Here is a 17,060-nt window from a genome sequence, read left to right as displayed (position 1 = left end):
AAAGTGAACTCAATTTAAGAATATGAGGTCATCTATTTTTGTATGCTCTACGTTTATGCTTACTTTTTGATTATTTCATTCCAACTCGTACTACATCTCTTGCGATTACAACTTCTTCATTAGTAGGAATTACGATAACTTTAACTGGAGAGTGATCAAAGCTAATGAATGCTTCTTTTCCTCTAAAGTTATTTTTACTTGGGTCAAAATAAACACCCATAAATTCAAGACCTTCTAATACGGCTTGACGAATTTCCGGACCATTTTCACCAATACCAGCAGTGAAGATAATCGCATCTACACCTTTCATGCGTGCAGCATACGATCCTAAATATTTGTGAATACGTTCAATGAATACACTTTGAGCGATTTTAGCTCGTTTATTACCTTCTTCAGCTGCAGTCTCAATATCACGTAAGTCACTTGAGAATCCAGAGATCCCAAGCATACCACTTTGTTTATTTAATACATCAAGTACTTCCTCAGCTGTTTTACCTGTTTTTTCCATAATAAATGGAATTAAAGCTGGGTCTAAGTTACCTGAACGAGTTCCCATTGTTACACCAGCAAGTGGAGTGAATCCCATTGAAGTATCAATTGATTTTCCACCTTCAACTGCAGCAATACTTGCACCATTTCCTAAGTGACATGAAATAAGTCTTAGCTCTTCAATTGGTTTACCAATTAATTCAGCAGCTCTTTCTGTTACATACTTATGTGATGTACCGTGGAATCCATATTTACGAATACCAAATTGCTTATAGTACTCATAAGGTAAGCTATATAAGTAAGACTCTTCTGGCATTGTTTGATGAAACGCAGTATCAAATACAGCAACTGCAGGAACATTTGGTAATAATTCTTTAAATGCACGAATACCAACTAGGTTAGCTGGGTTATGAAGTGGTGCTAAATCAGAAAGTTGATCAATTTGTTGTTCAACTTCTTCAGTAATTAAAGCAGAATCTGTAAATAGTTCTCCACCGTGAACTACACGATGTCCAACTCCATGAATTTCATCGAATGAAGAAATAATTCCTAAACCTGTTAGCTTTTCAAGAAGCATTTTTACTGCAACAGAGTGATCAGCAATATCAGTTACTTCTTTAATTTTTTCCCCGTTTACTGAAATTACAAAAACACTATCCTTTATACCAATACGTTCTACTAAACCAATTGTAAGTACTTTTTCGCTAGGCATTTCAATTAATTGAAATTTTAATGACGATGAACCTGCATTAATAGCAAGAATATTTGCCATGTTTTTTACATCTCCTTTAAACATGAAACTGTTATATTTTTTTAGCTGAAATTATTATAACACAAATTAGTTTACGTGTTTAAAAGTTCAATTATTGTAAATTTTCTTTAAACCATTCATTCATTTGAAGCATAATATCTTCAACTGCTTTCATATTCGATAACTTAGGGAAATCAACTAATAAAGCCTGCTTTGGCTTCTTCATATTTTCTGCATTTTTGCGGATTATTAATATACTTTTTTGATGTTTTTCATCCTTAAAGGCAGATACTGGCAACTGTATCAATCCTTGAATAACACCTGTTTCATTAATATAGCTTTGTAATTGTGGAGATTGCTCTGAAGTAAATAGGTGATTTGGAACTAGCGAGATGAAAAATCCTCCAGATTTTAAGTAGTTCATACTTTGCTCAATAAACAAATGATGAGCATAAGACATGCCTTCTTTTGCTTTTAAAGTATATTCGTTTGCACGTTCAGCATTTGGATAAAAACCAATTGGTAGATCACAAACAACAAGGTCAACCGGATCTACAAATAAAGGTGCTAAACTATCTTGATTAAATAGTTCTATTTCATGTCCTAGTAAGTTGCCAATAACAAATGCGATTCTAACAAGAACATCATCTACATCTATTCCAACAGATTCAGTAAATTTATCCTTTGAAGAATTTAAAATTGTTAATAGAAGATTTCCAGTACCGATTGCCGGATCTAAAATAGTTAAATTTTGTTTCCCCTCAGTAAGCTTTCCAACTAAATAAGTAATAATAAAAGCAATACCATCTGGAGTCATTTCATGATTTGTTTGTACCCCTTGCTTCATACCTTTTAATATCGCTAATTGAAATGCTCTACGAATACTCTCATTATCTTTTGATGCCGATGTAAATTGATGAATTGTATTCATAAGCTTGTCTTTTTGTGAACCATTAATTTCTTCTTGCAAAACTTCCCCTTCAAAGAAATTTTCACCTGTTTCAATTAATGCCTCTAAATAAGAAATTTCTAAATTATCTTTTAAACATTCTGTCGATTCATCTATGTAATTAAATAAAAATTCTACTGAATTCTCTCTTACCATTTTTCATTCCTCACTTTCATAATAGAACAGTCATTGTGTTTCATTATACGTATGGCTTTTAAACGTGTCCACTTTAATAATTTCTTCTATTAGAAAGTATTTGGTTTTTTTAATCAATTTTAATCCAGTACTGTTAATTTAATTTTAATTGATGAATGTTTACTTTTATTTAATACATTTTGAACTTTTTATGTAGTTTTAAAATATCAGTACAAATTGAAAACAAACAAAGACCTCATTAGTTGAGGTCTTCACGTTGTTGAATAATAATCTTGTCAATTAATTATCAAATTTCCGTAAAGGAGTAGAGTGTTGTTGATTTCCACTACGGGGTGCTCGCTTTCCATGNNTCCATTCCAATCAACTTATTTATTAAAAAAAGTCTGCAATAAAACCTAATCAAAATAGCCTTTACTTAGAATAAACTAACATTACTATAGTTATTGGAATCGTAAAATTGCTCAATCATTTTAACATTTAAGACCATTAATAGTTCATCAAAAAATGAATTTTTACATCAATAATAATTTTCCACTTAATATTGTTTTCCCTTTAGAGCATTTAAGTTTTCAACAAACTTAAAAATGAGTTTTTCAATTAGTTGCCAATTGGTGGTGGTTGATTTCCACTAAAGCCTATTATGAGTAACTTACTTTCAAATTTTTGCTGATATACTTACTCATGAACCTGCTTTAAATAAGTAATTTTCAACTGTTTACTTACTATTACTGCCGTTTCAATGTTTTAATTCAACACGCTAAAGACCTCATTAGTTGAGGTCTTTATTTCCTGTTATATATGTATAGCTCTATTTTTCACCGTCGTCAGTTTAACTAATTTTCACTTTCTTTTCTAAAGGTTTCATAAATCGGGTTATATAGTTCAAAGATTTTGTTCCATGAACTAGGCGATATAAGCTTGTGATAACCGAAAGTAATGTATATGGTTTGTATGCTAAGTATTTTGATTCCCATTTATTCGCAAATTTGCTTTTAAAAGTTAATAATCCTTTGAAGTTATAAATTGAGTTACCATATTTAAAGATTATTTTTGCGGATTTTTCGATGATTGATGATTTTGAATCTTGGCCAACATTTGCTAATGGTGCCATTCCAAGGCTGCAGCTTTTAAATCCATTTTCTTTTGCCCAAAACATAATTGAAACAAACAGCATATCCATCGTTCCATATGGTAATTCCTTTAAATATCTCATTAAATCGATTGTTATATTTTCGGCTTGAATCGGTAATGTCGCAAAAGCTATTACTTGACCATTTTTATCCCTTAAAATTCCGATCGGAAAATTTGAAACATAATCAAAATGAAATGAACCTACTGAAAAGGATAGCTCTTCTCTTCCGTTTAACCATACATCAGAGACCCCTTTTAGCTCTTGAAGTAGACCTATAGAATGTCCAGGCATAGACACTTCAAATTGATATCCTTGTCGAATGAATTTATTCCTTTTTGTTCTTAGTTTTGCTCCTTTTTTACCTGCAATTTCGAAATTCTCTAATTCAACTATTGCTTCTTCACCTAATTTTAACAATCGATAGCCAGCTTTTTCATACAACATTTTTGAGATTTCGTCTATTTGATAAAAGCACGGAATACATTTTATACTCCTTGAATAATGTTCAAACTCCTTTATTTTTTCAAAAGAAATCTCACCAATTGGATCACATAAAACAACTAATTTATTACCCTCTTTACGGTAAACAAATGCAGATTTTTGATCTTCTGAAAGAAATACTTTTTTATCTCCAAGTAATCCTAAATGCGTTAATGAAGTTCCACCATATGTTTTAATAAGTTGTTGAATAATCTCAATTGTAGTTTTTTGATTTGATTCTTTTAAAATTTGTTTCATAATACCCCCAATATAAAGAGTCAATTTTCTTTACAATTTCTATTTTACAAAAAATAATTACTTGTGGAAATCCATACATTATTTTTTTTTATCAAAGTATTATTTGGTAATATTTAACCCCTCCTGTATAATTCAATTTATTAAATATAAATGGATGTGAGAACAAATGAATAGGAAAATTGGTTTTATTGGTTGCGGTAAAATGGCCCAAGCTATGATTGGTGGGTTAATTGATTCGAATGTAATTGAAAAGCATCAAATTTATGTAAGTGCAAGATCTAATGAAACGCTTGTAAAAGTGAAAGATTTATATAATGTTCACACATTAAATAGTAATATCGATTTAGCAATGCAGGTTGATTATTTGTTTTTAGCAGTTAAACCTGATTTATATCCGACTATTATTGAGGAAATTAAAGAAGTTGTTTCAAGTAATACTGTGATCATTACAATTGCCGCTGGAATTACTTTAGAAGGTGTTGAGAAATCATTCGGTAAAGAGGTTAAAATCGTTCGAACGATGCCAAATACTCCTTCGTTAGTTAGGGAAGGCATGAGTGCACTATGTCATAATCAAGTAGTGACCAATGAAGAGTTAAGTGAAGTAATGGAAATTTTCAATAGCTTCGGAAAATGCGAATTAGTAAATGAAAAATTAATGGATGCGATTCCTGCTGTTAGTGGTTCTTCTCCAGCTTATGTTTACTTAATGATTGAAGCTTTAGCAGATGGAGCTGTATTACAAGGTATCAAACGCGACCAAGCATATAAGTTAGCTGCACAAGCAGTTTTAGGTGCAGCAAAAATGGTACTTGAAACTGAACTACATCCTGGAGAATTAAAAGACCAAGTTTGTACACCAGGTGGTGCAACAATAGAAGCAATTGCCGAATTAGAAAAACAAGGCTTCCGCTCATCTATTATTTCGGCCATGGAACGTTGTACTGAGAAATCAGTGTCTTTAGGTAAATGATCTTGGAATCAGTCTGATAATATACACACTGAGGCATTCATATTTGTGAATGCCTTTTTAATGCAAAAAAAACTGCCGAGATTTACTCGACAGCCTTTTACCTCTAAAATGGTATTTGTTATTATTTTGCAGCTTTTACAGCTTCGATTGCTGCTTCATAGTTTGGATGAGTTGTACCTTCAGCTACGTACTCAACGTAAGTAACAACATCATTTGAATCTACTACGAATACTGCACGAGCTAATAAACGTAATTCTTGCATTAAGACACCAAATGCTTCACCAAAAGATGCATCACGGTGATCAGAGTAAGTATGTACATTTTCTAAACCACTTGCAGAACACCATCTTTTTTGTGCGAATGGTAAGTCCATTGAAATTGTTAAAACTTCAACGTTTTCTACGTTTGATAATTCTTCGTTAAAACGACGAGTTTGTGCATCACAAACTCCAGTATCTACAGAAGGTACTGCGCTAATTAAGCGTACTTTACCAGCTGAAGCCTCTAAAGTTACAGGGCTTAAATCATTTGCTAATACAGTAAAGCTTGGAGCTTTTTCTCCTACTTTTACTTCTTGTCCAATAAGAGTTACTGGATTGTTTTTAAATGTTACAGTTGCCATGATATTTCCTCCCAAAATTACAAAATGTTCACAACATTTATCTTACTGGAAGGAAACCTTGAATGCAATTAACTTTACTTAAATTTTATATTTAATCTAAATCTGAATCAAAATCATCCACATGTTTATCTGAATCATCTTTTTTCTTCATATATTTTTTTACTTTTTCTAATGCTTGTGGCGTTAAATCCATTAGCTTTTCAATTAAATGTGTATTTTGGTCTAAGTGAAGTAGTTTAACACCATCTTTACCTACAATTAAAAATGCAATCGGAGTGATTGAAGCACCTCCGCCTGTACCTCCTCCAAATGGATGTGGACTTCTTACTTCAGCTTCTTTAACACCATCTACTAAATGGTAATTTCGAAATTCACTTCCACCAGCTGCAAAGCCAACCCCTACTTTTGATACGGTTAAAATTAAACTTCCATCTGGTGTTGAAATTGGATCACCAATAATTGTATTTACATTAATCATTGCTGATAAATTTTCCATTGCCGCGTGCATTAAGTCTCCAATAGGATGTTGACTCATTGTTAATCACCTCTAATTAGTTTCGATTGGATGTGTTGCTTTAAAGTCTTTTCTAGTTTTTAAGTATGCTTTAAGTAATAATAATCCCGCAAAGACTGCCTTTCGTACCGAAAATGAAAACCTTATCTTTCCTTTAGTTTCCATTACGGACGTATAATAATTGGGCGTGATATCGATCGTTGGCGGATGATGTAATATTGTAAATTTCTTTAATAAATTTTCAAAAATTCCGATCGCACTATAAGCTGTTCCAATTGATATCCCTGTTAAAGCTGAATTTCCGACACCGAAATGAATATGATAAGTTAAATTGTAAATTTGTACAGTGTTTAAAAATTTTGTAATGATAGTATGTCCGTTGGAGTATAAATTTATGAAAAAATCAATTTGTTGAAAGACAGACAAATCCCTTTTTTTCTCTAAATCTGATACGTCCTCCTTTACCTCTTTTGGTCTCTTTAAAGGAATCGTAAAGGTGAAATGCAAAAGATTGTTCAGGATAGACAGTTTAATATTCATAAATCGTTCTTCATTTGTATAAACGGATAAAATATTGACTTTCATATTTATAAAAAGGACGAAAATGATTAACAGTAAAACAACGATTGCAATAAAAATTAGAATAGAATATATGTAAAGCAAAAAATCACCCTTTTTTGTATCAGTATGGGCAAACCAACTTCTGGATAAACAAAAAGAATGGTAAAATTACATACCATTCTTTTTGAGTAGTAAAATATTAGGTTTTTAATGTAAATTCTAGTTGTTTGTTGGTAACAAACAACTTCTAGGACACTCCCGCTTGACCTTCCATTAACTTACTCATGTCTTTTATAGACAATATTACCTCGGCAAATAGTTTCACTGCATTTAACATACAGTAGATCATCTTTTTCTAACTCAAATGGATTTTCATCAAATAAAATAATGTCAGCAGAATATCCTTCTTTTATGAGACCTCTTTTATCTTCTTGACGAAACGAAGCCGCACTATCAATCGTATATAGTTTTATTGCCTCATATAGGCTAATTGCTTCATCGATATTATATGCTATCTGGTCCTTTGCTTTTCGGGTAACCGCTGTATATATACCTTGCCACGGATTAATTGTATCAATCGGTGTATCTGAACCATTTGCTATAGCGATTGATTCATTTAATAGTGTTTTAATTAAATATGCATATTCATTTCGGCTTTGACCAATACGTTCTACTAGCCATGGATAATCGGCATATATAAATGAGGTTTGCACATCTACAATGATGTTTAATTCTTTCATTTCCTCAATTAATTTTGGAGATAAAAGTGCACAATGTATAAAACGATCAGGTAGCTGAGTTTGATTAGGATATTTTTTAACAACATCAATAGCTTGCTTAACGGCTAAATCTCCAATCATATGAAATGCTATTGGCAATCCATTTTCACGCGCTTTTTTTGTAATTACTTCTAATTTTTCTAGAGAAGTCACTTGTAATCCTGTTATGCTTTGATCGTCGTCATAAGGTTTTTGTAACAGTGCAGTGCGACCACCAAATGAACCATCAATAAATGCTTTTACGCCTCCAAATGATACATTTTTATTGCCATTATGTAATCTTCCTTTGACTTCATCCAAAGTCGTATGATGAATTAAAACATGAGTATGAAATGGAACTTCATTTAACAATCGCTCATATAAATCTATCACTAAATTTGCGTTTCCATAATAGGATAAATCCTCTGTAACCGCTCCAACAATACCGTATTGATAACAATCTTTAATAGCGGAAATGATTGCTTTTGACAAATACTGATCGTCTGGTGCCGGCATCGCTTTTATGATTAAATTGACAGCTTCATCATACAATAATCCGTTTAAACGACCATCCTCAAAGCAGCCAATTTGTCCTCCTTCGATTTGCATTTGTTCATTTATTGATGCATGATCAAGTGCAAGAGAATTTACAAAGTAGACATGTCTACAAGTTCTTTTTAACACAAGTGGATTTGTGCTTGATAAACTATTTAAGTCGTCAATGCAAAATACAGCTTTTGAGTCCCATTCGTTTTCATTCCATCCTTCCCCAACAATCCACTCATTTGGGTGCGCGTCATTTACAACTTTTTTCATTCGATCAAGCATCTCGTCATATGATTGACACTTTGACAAATCTACACGATTCATCGCTTCTCCATGACCAATTAAATGCAAATGACTATCAATGAAACCTGGAAAACCGATTTTTCCGTTACAATTGATTTTCTCAAATTGTTCACCCTGTAAAGAAGAAAGTAAAGCTTCATATGTTCCTGTTTTTAAAATTTGTTCACCTTCAGTAATGATTGAGTCTACAGTTTCCCCTTCACTTTCCATCGTATAGAATAAACCATTATGCCAAAGCTTCTTCATTTCATTCCACCAACCGTTCTTAAAATAGTTTCGTTTTTTATTTTGAAAGATAAATTGTCCCAAAATCAAAAAAAGAGGGAATTTTCCCTCATTTTAACATAAGTATTTAATTGGATTCACGTAATTGTTCCATCGCACGTAATTCTACTCGGCGAATTTTACCAGAAGTTGTTTTTGGTAGCTCTTGGACAAATTCAATTTTACGTGGATATTTATAAGGAGCAGTAATTTTTTTCACGTGTTCTTGTAGTTCAGATACTAAGTCATCTTGATTTGTAGTATTTTCAGTCAAAACAACAAATGCTTTAACAACATTTCCACGTAATGGATCTGGACTAGCAACAACCGCACATTCTTTTACAAGCTTATGTTGTACTAACGCATCTTCTATTTCAAAAGGACCAATTGTATAACCAGAACTAATAATGATGTCGTCACTTCGCCCATCAAACCAATAGTAGCCATCTTCATCTTTCTTAGCTCGGTCACCCGTTAAATAATACTCGCCTTTTCTTTGTGCTTTTGTACGTTCCATATCATTATAATAATGTTTAAATAATGCTGGTGAGCTTAAATGTACTGCGATATGTCCCACTTCGTTAACCCCAATTGGATTTCCTTCATCATCAACGATTTCAACTAAGTTTCCTGGCGTTGGAATACCCATTGAACCTACTTTTGCTTTAATATCCTTCATCGTCCCGATTAATAAAGTATTTTCAGTTTGTCCATAACCATCTCTTACATCAACATTGAAATGCTTTTTGAACGTACGGATTACTTCTTGATTTAAAGGCTCTCCTGCTGATACAGCACTTCTTAATGTAGGTAATTGATATTGATCTAGATTTTCAACCTTTGCCATAAAACGGTATTCGGTTGGCGTACTACAAAATACTGTTATATTTTGCTCCTTTAGTAATGTTAGGAAAGTATCTGAATCAAATTTCCCTTCATAAAAGAAACCCGTTGCCCCACTGCCTAATGTCGCTAGAAATGGACTCCAAATCCACTTTTGCCACCCTGGCCCTGCAGTTGCCCATACAGTATCATCTTCAGTCACATCTAGCCAATTCAAAGCAACTGTACGAATATGTGCAAACCCCCAACTATGAGTGTGTACAACCCCTTTAGGATTGCCAGTCGTTCCTGACGTATATGAAATAAACGCTAAGTCATCACTTTTTGTTTCCACAGTTAATACATGTGCTCCACTAATTGCTTGGTCATTCAATGAAGTCCACACTGTTTGTTGATTATGAATCGTAAATAATTTATATTTTCCAGTTTTAGCAATATCGCTAAAAGTACCTATATATTGATCATGCGAAACAATCGCTTTTACTTCACTATGTTCAAGACGGTACTGAATATCCTTAACCGTTAACATTTCAGATCCTGGGATTACAACACATCCAATTTTTAAAATAGCTAAATAAACTACATAAGTCTCAATACATCTTGGCATCATGACAAAAAGTTTGTCCCCTTTTTCGATGCCACTATTTTTAAATGTAAAAGCATATTGGTGAACTTTATTATATAGTTCCTTATATGTTAATTGGTGGGATTCTCCATTTAGGTCAACCCACTTTAACGCCACTTTATCAGTTGAAGCAAATTTTTCAATTTCCCAAACGAGATTATATACTTTTGGAGCGATTAGACTTGTACTGTTCATCTTAGTTAGTCCCCCTTTTGATCATTACTAAAATTATATTTTGAAATTTGCAAAATAGAATAATAATGGTTTCGTTAATTGTATAGTCAATTCCTGCTATTTTTCGACTATTTTTCAGAAAATTTAAACAAAAACTCATAAAAAAAATAAACTACCTAAAAAAGATAGTTTATTTCATCAAAATAGCGAGCTCTATACTCCTCGCCTTTCCTGTAAATCAATCACTTTCAACTGTAATACTGTATGTACAAGTAAATGTTTCATTTGGATTTAGTATTTGAATACCAAGTTTATCTTTCATTTCTTTTACTGGGCCGATTTCATCTGCAATTCCATACCACGGTTCAATACATAGAAACGGTGCTGTTTGTGTAGTCCATATTCCAACGTATGGAAACCCTTCAAAATGAACTTTGATTGTATTACTATGATTTTTCGAACGAATTGTCAGTACGTTTTTATTAAGTTTTTCAAAAATTAATGCATCATCCTTAAAAAGTTCTCGAGTTAATGGTAAGTTTTTAATATTTTGACCGATTAGTTCTCTTTTACCACTTCGATATGGTCCTTCTAATTTAATTGTTTCTAATCTTTCTTCCTCTTCAAACTGTAAGTAATAATCCTCAAAACTTTCATCTTCCTTCAGTGGTATGTTAAACGCCGGATGAGCACCTATTGAAAATGGCATTGATTTCTGATCATTATTCGTTACAACATAATTAATAAAAACTGTATTGTTCTTAATCTTATAATTAATATTTAATGAAAATTGAAATGGATATTTTAAAAGCGTGTGTTTACTACTGATTAACTCATAGTTAATAAAGTCTTCTTTCATTTCAGTTAATTGAAAATCCATATCTCTTGCAAAACCATGTTGAGAAAGCTCATAAACTTTATTATCCACTTTATATTGATTATCAATTAATTTACCAACATTCGGAAATAAAACAGGTGCATGTCTCCCCCAATAAGCAGGATCAGCATTCCATAAATAATTTAAATTATCTTTTTTTGTAAAGATACCCGTCAACTCTGCTCCCTGTGATTTAGTTGTAATTTTAATAAATTCATTTTCGATATTTGACATGAACAGGTCTCTCCTTTAATTTATTCCCCTCAATTATAGCAAAGTTAATCTTAAATATTAAATCTAGCGAAATAGAAAAGAGGTAGGTTTTACCCTACCCCTTAATCCATAATTATTTAAATTTTATTATCGAGAAAATCCACCAAGGCTTTGTTCAGCCATTTGTACTAAACGCTTTGTGATTTCACCACCAACAGAACCATTAGCACGTGAAGTTGAATCTGGACCAAGGTTTACACCAAATTCTGTAGCGATTTCATACTTCATTTGGTTTAAAGCATTCTCAGCACCATCAACTAATAATTGATTGCTACCTGAATTATTTCTATTTGACATGTGTTGTCACCTCCTTGTGAGTATAGAGTGTGATAAAACACATATCTTCATTCATATTTTTACTGGTAATTTTTAGTAATTTTATAAAAGTGCGTCGATATCGATTTCTGCTTCTTTTGTTGACGTTTGATTTCGAATCATTTCGTTCTCAAAAATGATTGATTCTCTATTAACTACAGCTTCATTTATTAGTTCAGTAAAGTCAAAACGACTCTCGTAACGAGCCACTTTATCACGTTTTGGTTTTGTAGTTGGATTAGCTGGAGTAAAAATTGTACAGCAATCCTCATAAGGTCTAATACTGATATCATACGTATCAATTTTTTTAGCAATATCCATAATCTCTAATTTATCCATAGCTAATAGTGGTCTTAAAACTGGATAATTAGTTACTTCATTGATTGTATGCATACTTTCCAATGTTTGGCTTGCCACTTGACCTAAACTTTCACCAGTTGCTAAAGCAAGTGCTTTTCGATCAACAGAAACTTGCTCTGCAATTTTAAGCATAACACGTCTCATGATTGTCATTGTGTAGCTTGCAGGCATTTCTTTATGAATTGCTTTTTGAATTTCAGTAAATGGTATAACATGTAAAGTGACTCGTCTACAATATCTAGTTAATTTACTTGCTAAATCAAATACTTTTTGTTTTGCTCTATCACTCGTAAAAGGAGGACTTTCAAAATGAATCGCCTCTATTGACACACCTCGTTTTAATAACATGTACGCTGCTACTGGGCTATCGATTCCACCAGAAAGTAATAACATAACTTTTCCGCCAACTCCAACTGGATAGCCACCTGCACCATATTCTTCTCCACAAGTAATATATGTAGCATCATCACGCACTTCTACTCGAACAGCTACATCTGGCTTATGAACATCTACAGTTAAGTGTTCAGTATTTTGAAGAATATACCCACCTAGCTCGCGATTTAACTGTGGCGTATTTAATGGGAATTGTTTATAACTACGTTGTACGTTAACTTTAAACGTTTTAACACTATCACCAAGCTCGTTAATAGCTTCAAGAGCACCTTTTTTAATTGCATCTAATTCAGTATCAACTTTTCTAGCATAACTAAACGTATGAATTCCGAAAACTTCCTTTAGGTTGGCAGCAACCTTCTCATGGTCTTCACCATTTAATTTTATATACATACGATCACGCGTTGCAGTGATTTTAATTTTTTCATAAGCTTTTAATCGATTTCGAACATTTTCTCTTAATATACTTGTAAATCGACCTCGATTTTTTCCTTTTGTAGTCATTTCTCCATAGCGAATTAAAATATATTCTACATTCATGCTGTTACCCCATTACTTTATATAAATTTTTAATTACTTCTTTAATTATTTTGTTAAACTGCTCTACTTCACTCATTGTATTTTCATAAGAAAGACTTATTCTGACAGCACTACTTGCTACTTTTTCGTTCTTACCCATACTTTGTAGTACTCGGCTTATCTCAAAAGTTTTAGAAGAACATGCTGATTTTGTAGAAATAAAAACATTTTCTTCAGATAGAGCATGGACAATTACTTCAGGCTTTAATCCTACAAATGAAATATTTATTATATGTGGAGCAAAATCTGATTGTGGTGAGTTCAATACAGTATAGTCAATCAACTCTAAATTTTGAATGAGTGCGTTTCTCATGTTATATAGGTGATCATTCATTGTTTTTTGTTTTTCTAGCGTGATTCTTAACGCTTTTGCCATCGCAACAATTCCTGCTAGATTTTCCGTTCCTGAACGAATCTCTCTTTCCTGTGAACCACCTGTCATTAAAGATGATAATGTTACACCTTCTCTAATATATAAAATTCCAGTTCCTTTTACACTATGAAATTTATGACCAGAAATAGATAATAAATCGATCGCAGCTTGTTTAATATTTAATGGTACTTTTCCTACCCCTTGAACCGCGTCAACATGGAAAAATACTTTAGGATAATCCGTTAATAATCGCCCAATTTCGGCTATCGGTTGAATTGCTCCTGTTTCATTATTTACATGAATGACAGAAACTAATATCGTATCATCTCTTAACGCATTTTTTAATTGGTCAACAGAAATAAACCCATCTTCGTTTGGGGATAAGTAGGTTACTTCAAATCCTAGATCCTCTAATTGCTTGTACGCTTCATAAATTGACGGATGTTCAATTTCAGTCGTAATTAAATGCTTCCCCCTTGAACGATGCATCATGGCAGTTCCTTTTATTGCTAAATTATTCCCCTCTGTTCCACCTGATGTAAAGATGATCTCTGATGGTTGAACTGATAAAAGCTCTGCAATTTGGTTTCTAGCTTTTGAGAGTAATTGCTCTGAGCGTCCACCTAGCTTATGAATCGAAGAGGGATTTCCAAAAAATTGGTCCGAAACAGTCATATATGTGTCTAATACCTCTTTATAAGGCTTAGTAGTCGCGCTATTATCAAAATAAATCATATTTTTTTGTACCTCCATATTGCTTGAGTCCATTTTTCATTATATCTGAAAACAGACGAAACCCCTAAGATTTACATCTATAGGGGTAGTGTGTACTTTTGTTCATTTAGTATTTCTTGTAATTTATCGATTGCACCAGGTTCAATTTTTTCAATTGAAACGGCAGCTTCTTCTAGAGCTTCGTTATATTGAAATTCTCTAAATAATTGCTCTGCCTTGTCCATTGACGTTGCCATTTGTTCATTTTTACTTCTATAGCGATTTCCATATTGTATCACTTTTTCTACGAAATACCCTTGTTCAATCATATATTTCGTATCATTATAGCAAACATGTACAGCTGTTGCTGCTTTTTCTAGTAAAAATGAAACATGCGTCATTTTTAATGGCTTTTTCTCTAATTCCAAATAAACAATTTGCATACTTTCTTGAGCATCTTGTATTTGTTTCATAGAAGAAACTGGCATACCAGGTAAATTAGAAATTTGAACAAGACGTTTAACCTCTAACATTAATCGTTTCATTTCAATTAATTGATCACGAGCTTGTAATTCATCTTTTCGAAGTGCTTTTAGCATTTCAACATACATCAAATGAGATTCTTTAACATCTTCCATTTGCTTTTTTAATAAATCCAATTCTTCTCTTATTACAGAAAATGCAAGATCTTGTTCTGCTACACGGATCTGCAATAATTCAAAGCGTTTTGTAATGATGCTTACTTGCTTTTCAACCATTTTTTGAGCTTGAGTATCTTCATCACTTAATTCATAAATTTGCTCAACTAATTGAGTCTCTTCTTTTGTTTTTAAATTATCTTCTCGAATACTTTGAATTTCTTCCTGAGAAGTCCATATTTCTTTTTCTACTACAAATTTACTCTCTACTTCTTTTTCTAATAAATCATAGATTGAATCGACTTTTGCTTTCACAAATTCAAGCTTATCATTCGCTTCTGTGATTTCTAGTTTTTTAATTAATTCGACACAGTCGATACATATTTTAGAACAATCAATAGTTTCATTTTCTAATGCTTCAAAATCAAGCACATATCCATCTGCTTTCATTTGCTTTAAACCATCAGTTAAATTATGTATTTGAGAGGGCATTGTAGTAGAAGATTCAATATATAAATCCGGTATGATTTGCATATTTGTTTTTAGTATATGTACTTGATCAGCAATTTCTTTCACTAAGCCTCTTGCTTCTAAATAGTTTCCTTTTTCAGTTGTGTCATTAAATAATTGAATTTGTTGTTTGATATCATCCATTTTTTGTTCCAACTGAGTTTCAGAAATTGAATATAAATGACGATGAGTTAATAAAAGCTTTCTTTGCTCAAGATACTCTTTGTTTAACATTTCAATATCCGAATTATTTTGTTCTTCGCTACCTACTAGGTCACTTACCTCATTTAGAATTTTATCGATGCTTGATTCAGCTTCAGTTAGGCTTCCCTCAATTTCACTAATCCCTGCTTTAGCTTTCATGAAATGATATTTATTAATTGCCTCATCTATTTCTGAGATGGAATCAGTTACTTTTGGTAAAAATGTTGTAACTAGTTCATCCCAATCAGTTCTCCATTTATCAAAAAGCTCTTCCGTTTGGCCGGTCATATTTAAGGCCTTTAGCTTTGAAAGTTCATCCGTAACTGGCTTACTCATTAACTGCATTCTCCACGATTCAAGTTCATCGAGTTTTTTGAATAAACGTTGTCGAATTGTTAAGGCTACAATCATTAATGCGATAACAATAGCTATTACGACTAAAATTACATAGAATGTCATTGTCATTTTCCCTGATGTACCTCCTTTTACTGCCATCTGAATCTATTTATTTGTACGTTATTTTTTGAGTTAATAAATCGCTCTTTATTTAGGTCATAGTTAATAATAACATGATAAAGTTGATTTTTGGCTTAATTTTTTCAATTTTTTCATATTTTTATCAAACTATAATAAATACTGTAAAAGCTTGTAGAAATTTCAGATTTTTAAACAACGAAAAACGCCTTTCCATTGTGATTTTTCACAATGAAAAAGGCGAACTTTTAGGATGACAGTTCTACTCGACTAACTAGTCTCTCATCCATATCGAATAGTGATTCGATCCACTTCTCAACATACTCTTTATATCTTTCAAAAAAATACATATCATTTTGTTGTATATACAATACTTCATTTAAATAGCCTGGAAATAAGTACGGTGTTGAAAGGAAGGATTTTAATTGGACGAAAAAGACTGAAAATGGCATTGTTAGTTTCACATTAGACAAACGAATAGCATCATAAATTTGAGTAAATGTATAACGCTCTCTTGCTAAATAAGTCATCATAATTTCACGAATGAAGACCGAGTCGATTGTCAGCTCTCTGTAAAAAATCGAAGCATATTCCTTTTTTAAAAAGTAATAATTAAGTACTTCACCAACAAGGTTCATTAAAATGACATTTGCGTTTTTATCATACAATGACAAACTGTGTTTATCTAAAATTTCAACGTATCCTTCTAAAAAATCTACTATGATATGTTCAAGTAAACCTTGTTTACCTTTAAAATAATATGAAATCGTCGCAATATTTACATTTGCTTTTTTAGAAATGTCCCTTACTGAAGTACCCTGGTATCCATTAATTTTAAATAACGTAAGCGCTGTCTCGATGACTTTCTTCTTTGTTGCAAGTTTATCTTGCTCCATACTCGTCACCCTCTTTTACAACATCAATTCCTTTATTAATTAGCGAAATACTGAAA

General features: G+C 32.3%; 15 protein-coding genes. 1 reads left to right on the top strand and 14 read right to left on the bottom strand.

Annotated features, from left to right (window positions below; genetic code table 11):
- Nucleotides 1-70: 70 nt before the first annotated feature.
- The 3 genes from COJ46_RS10895 to COJ46_RS10885 all read right to left on the bottom strand — a co-directional run bounded on the left by COJ46_RS10895 (nucleotide 71) and on the right by COJ46_RS10885 (nucleotide 4,215).
- Nucleotides 71-1,261: an acetate kinase gene (locus COJ46_RS10895; protein ID WP_097979110.1), complete on the bottom strand. Its 1,191-nt coding sequence runs from the start codon at nucleotides 1,259-1,261 to the stop codon at nucleotides 71-73.
- Between the two features lie 91 nt (nucleotides 1,262-1,352).
- Nucleotides 1,353-2,345: a class I SAM-dependent methyltransferase gene (locus COJ46_RS10890; protein ID WP_097979111.1), complete on the bottom strand. Its 993-nt coding sequence runs from the start codon at nucleotides 2,343-2,345 to the stop codon at nucleotides 1,353-1,355.
- An 829-nt stretch (nucleotides 2,346-3,174) separates the two neighbouring features.
- Nucleotides 3,175-4,215 (bottom strand): phosphatidylglycerol lysyltransferase domain-containing protein, encoded by a 1,041-nt coding sequence (locus COJ46_RS10885; RefSeq protein ID WP_097979112.1) that lies wholly within the window; start codon nucleotides 4,213-4,215, stop codon nucleotides 3,175-3,177.
- Nucleotides 4,216-4,381: 166 nt separating this feature from the next.
- Between COJ46_RS10885 and proC the strand changes: the two genes are divergently transcribed.
- Nucleotides 4,382-5,188 (top strand): pyrroline-5-carboxylate reductase, encoded by an 807-nt coding sequence (gene proC, locus COJ46_RS10880; RefSeq protein WP_097979113.1) that lies wholly within the window; start codon nucleotides 4,382-4,384, stop codon nucleotides 5,186-5,188.
- A gap of 121 nt (nucleotides 5,189-5,309) precedes the next feature.
- Here the strand turns inward: proC and tpx are convergent, their stop codons facing one another.
- The 11 genes from tpx to refZ all read right to left on the bottom strand — a co-directional run bounded on the left by tpx (nucleotide 5,310) and on the right by refZ (nucleotide 17,004).
- Nucleotides 5,310-5,810 carry a thiol peroxidase gene (gene tpx / locus COJ46_RS10875; protein ID WP_097979114.1) on the bottom strand — a complete coding sequence of 167 codons (501 nt, stop codon included), beginning with the start codon at nucleotides 5,808-5,810 and terminating at the stop codon, nucleotides 5,310-5,312.
- Between the two features lie 91 nt (nucleotides 5,811-5,901).
- The gene (gene ytfJ / locus COJ46_RS10870; RefSeq protein WP_097979115.1) at nucleotides 5,902-6,345 is read right to left on the bottom strand and encodes a GerW family sporulation protein; all 444 of its coding nucleotides are present in this window, start codon (nucleotides 6,343-6,345) and stop codon (nucleotides 5,902-5,904) included.
- 12 nt (nucleotides 6,346-6,357) lie between these two features.
- Nucleotides 6,358-6,987 (bottom strand): DUF2953 domain-containing protein, encoded by a 630-nt coding sequence (locus COJ46_RS10865; RefSeq protein ID WP_097979116.1) that lies wholly within the window; start codon nucleotides 6,985-6,987, stop codon nucleotides 6,358-6,360.
- 176 nt (nucleotides 6,988-7,163) lie between these two features.
- Complete coding sequence (locus COJ46_RS10860; RefSeq protein ID WP_097979117.1) at nucleotides 7,164-8,738, bottom strand: amidohydrolase; 1,575 nt, start codon at nucleotides 8,736-8,738, stop codon at nucleotides 7,164-7,166.
- Between the two features lie 106 nt (nucleotides 8,739-8,844).
- Nucleotides 8,845-10,419: an acyl-CoA synthetase MbcS gene (gene mbcS, locus COJ46_RS10855; protein WP_097979118.1), complete on the bottom strand. Its 1,575-nt coding sequence runs from the start codon at nucleotides 10,417-10,419 to the stop codon at nucleotides 8,845-8,847.
- Between the two features lie 217 nt (nucleotides 10,420-10,636).
- Entirely contained in the window at nucleotides 10,637-11,509 is an 873-nt protein-coding gene (locus COJ46_RS10850) for an aldose 1-epimerase family protein (protein ID WP_097979119.1), read from the bottom strand.
- Nucleotides 11,510-11,635: 126 nt separating this feature from the next.
- A complete protein-coding gene (locus COJ46_RS10845) occupies nucleotides 11,636-11,845 on the bottom strand; it encodes an alpha/beta-type small acid-soluble spore protein (RefSeq protein ID WP_097979120.1) in 210 nt (69 codons plus the stop codon).
- A gap of 81 nt (nucleotides 11,846-11,926) precedes the next feature.
- On the bottom strand, nucleotides 11,927-13,156 hold the full coding sequence (gene thiI, locus COJ46_RS10840; RefSeq protein ID WP_097979121.1) for a tRNA uracil 4-sulfurtransferase ThiI: 1,230 nt from the start codon (nucleotides 13,154-13,156) through the stop codon (nucleotides 11,927-11,929).
- A gap of 4 nt (nucleotides 13,157-13,160) precedes the next feature.
- Nucleotides 13,161-14,303, bottom strand: a complete 1,143-nt coding sequence (locus COJ46_RS10835; RefSeq protein ID WP_097979122.1) for a cysteine desulfurase family protein — start codon at nucleotides 14,301-14,303, stop codon at nucleotides 13,161-13,163.
- A 77-nt stretch (nucleotides 14,304-14,380) separates the two neighbouring features.
- Nucleotides 14,381-16,099, bottom strand: coding sequence for a septation ring formation regulator EzrA (gene ezrA, locus COJ46_RS10830; protein ID WP_176522685.1), 1,719 nt, complete (start codon nucleotides 16,097-16,099; stop codon nucleotides 14,381-14,383).
- Nucleotides 16,100-16,356: 257 nt separating this feature from the next.
- Entirely contained in the window at nucleotides 16,357-17,004 is a 648-nt protein-coding gene (gene refZ / locus COJ46_RS10825) for a forespore capture DNA-binding protein RefZ (protein ID WP_097979124.1), read from the bottom strand.
- Nucleotides 17,005-17,060: the final 56 nt, after the last annotated feature.

It is taken from the genome of Bacillus sp. AFS077874 (assembly GCF_002566505.1).
Classification (GTDB): Bacteria; Bacillota; Bacilli; order Bacillales; family Bacillaceae_G; genus Gottfriedia.
The sequence above is the reverse complement of the archived record's forward strand: the minus strand, read 5'-3'. Positions and strand labels throughout refer to the sequence as shown.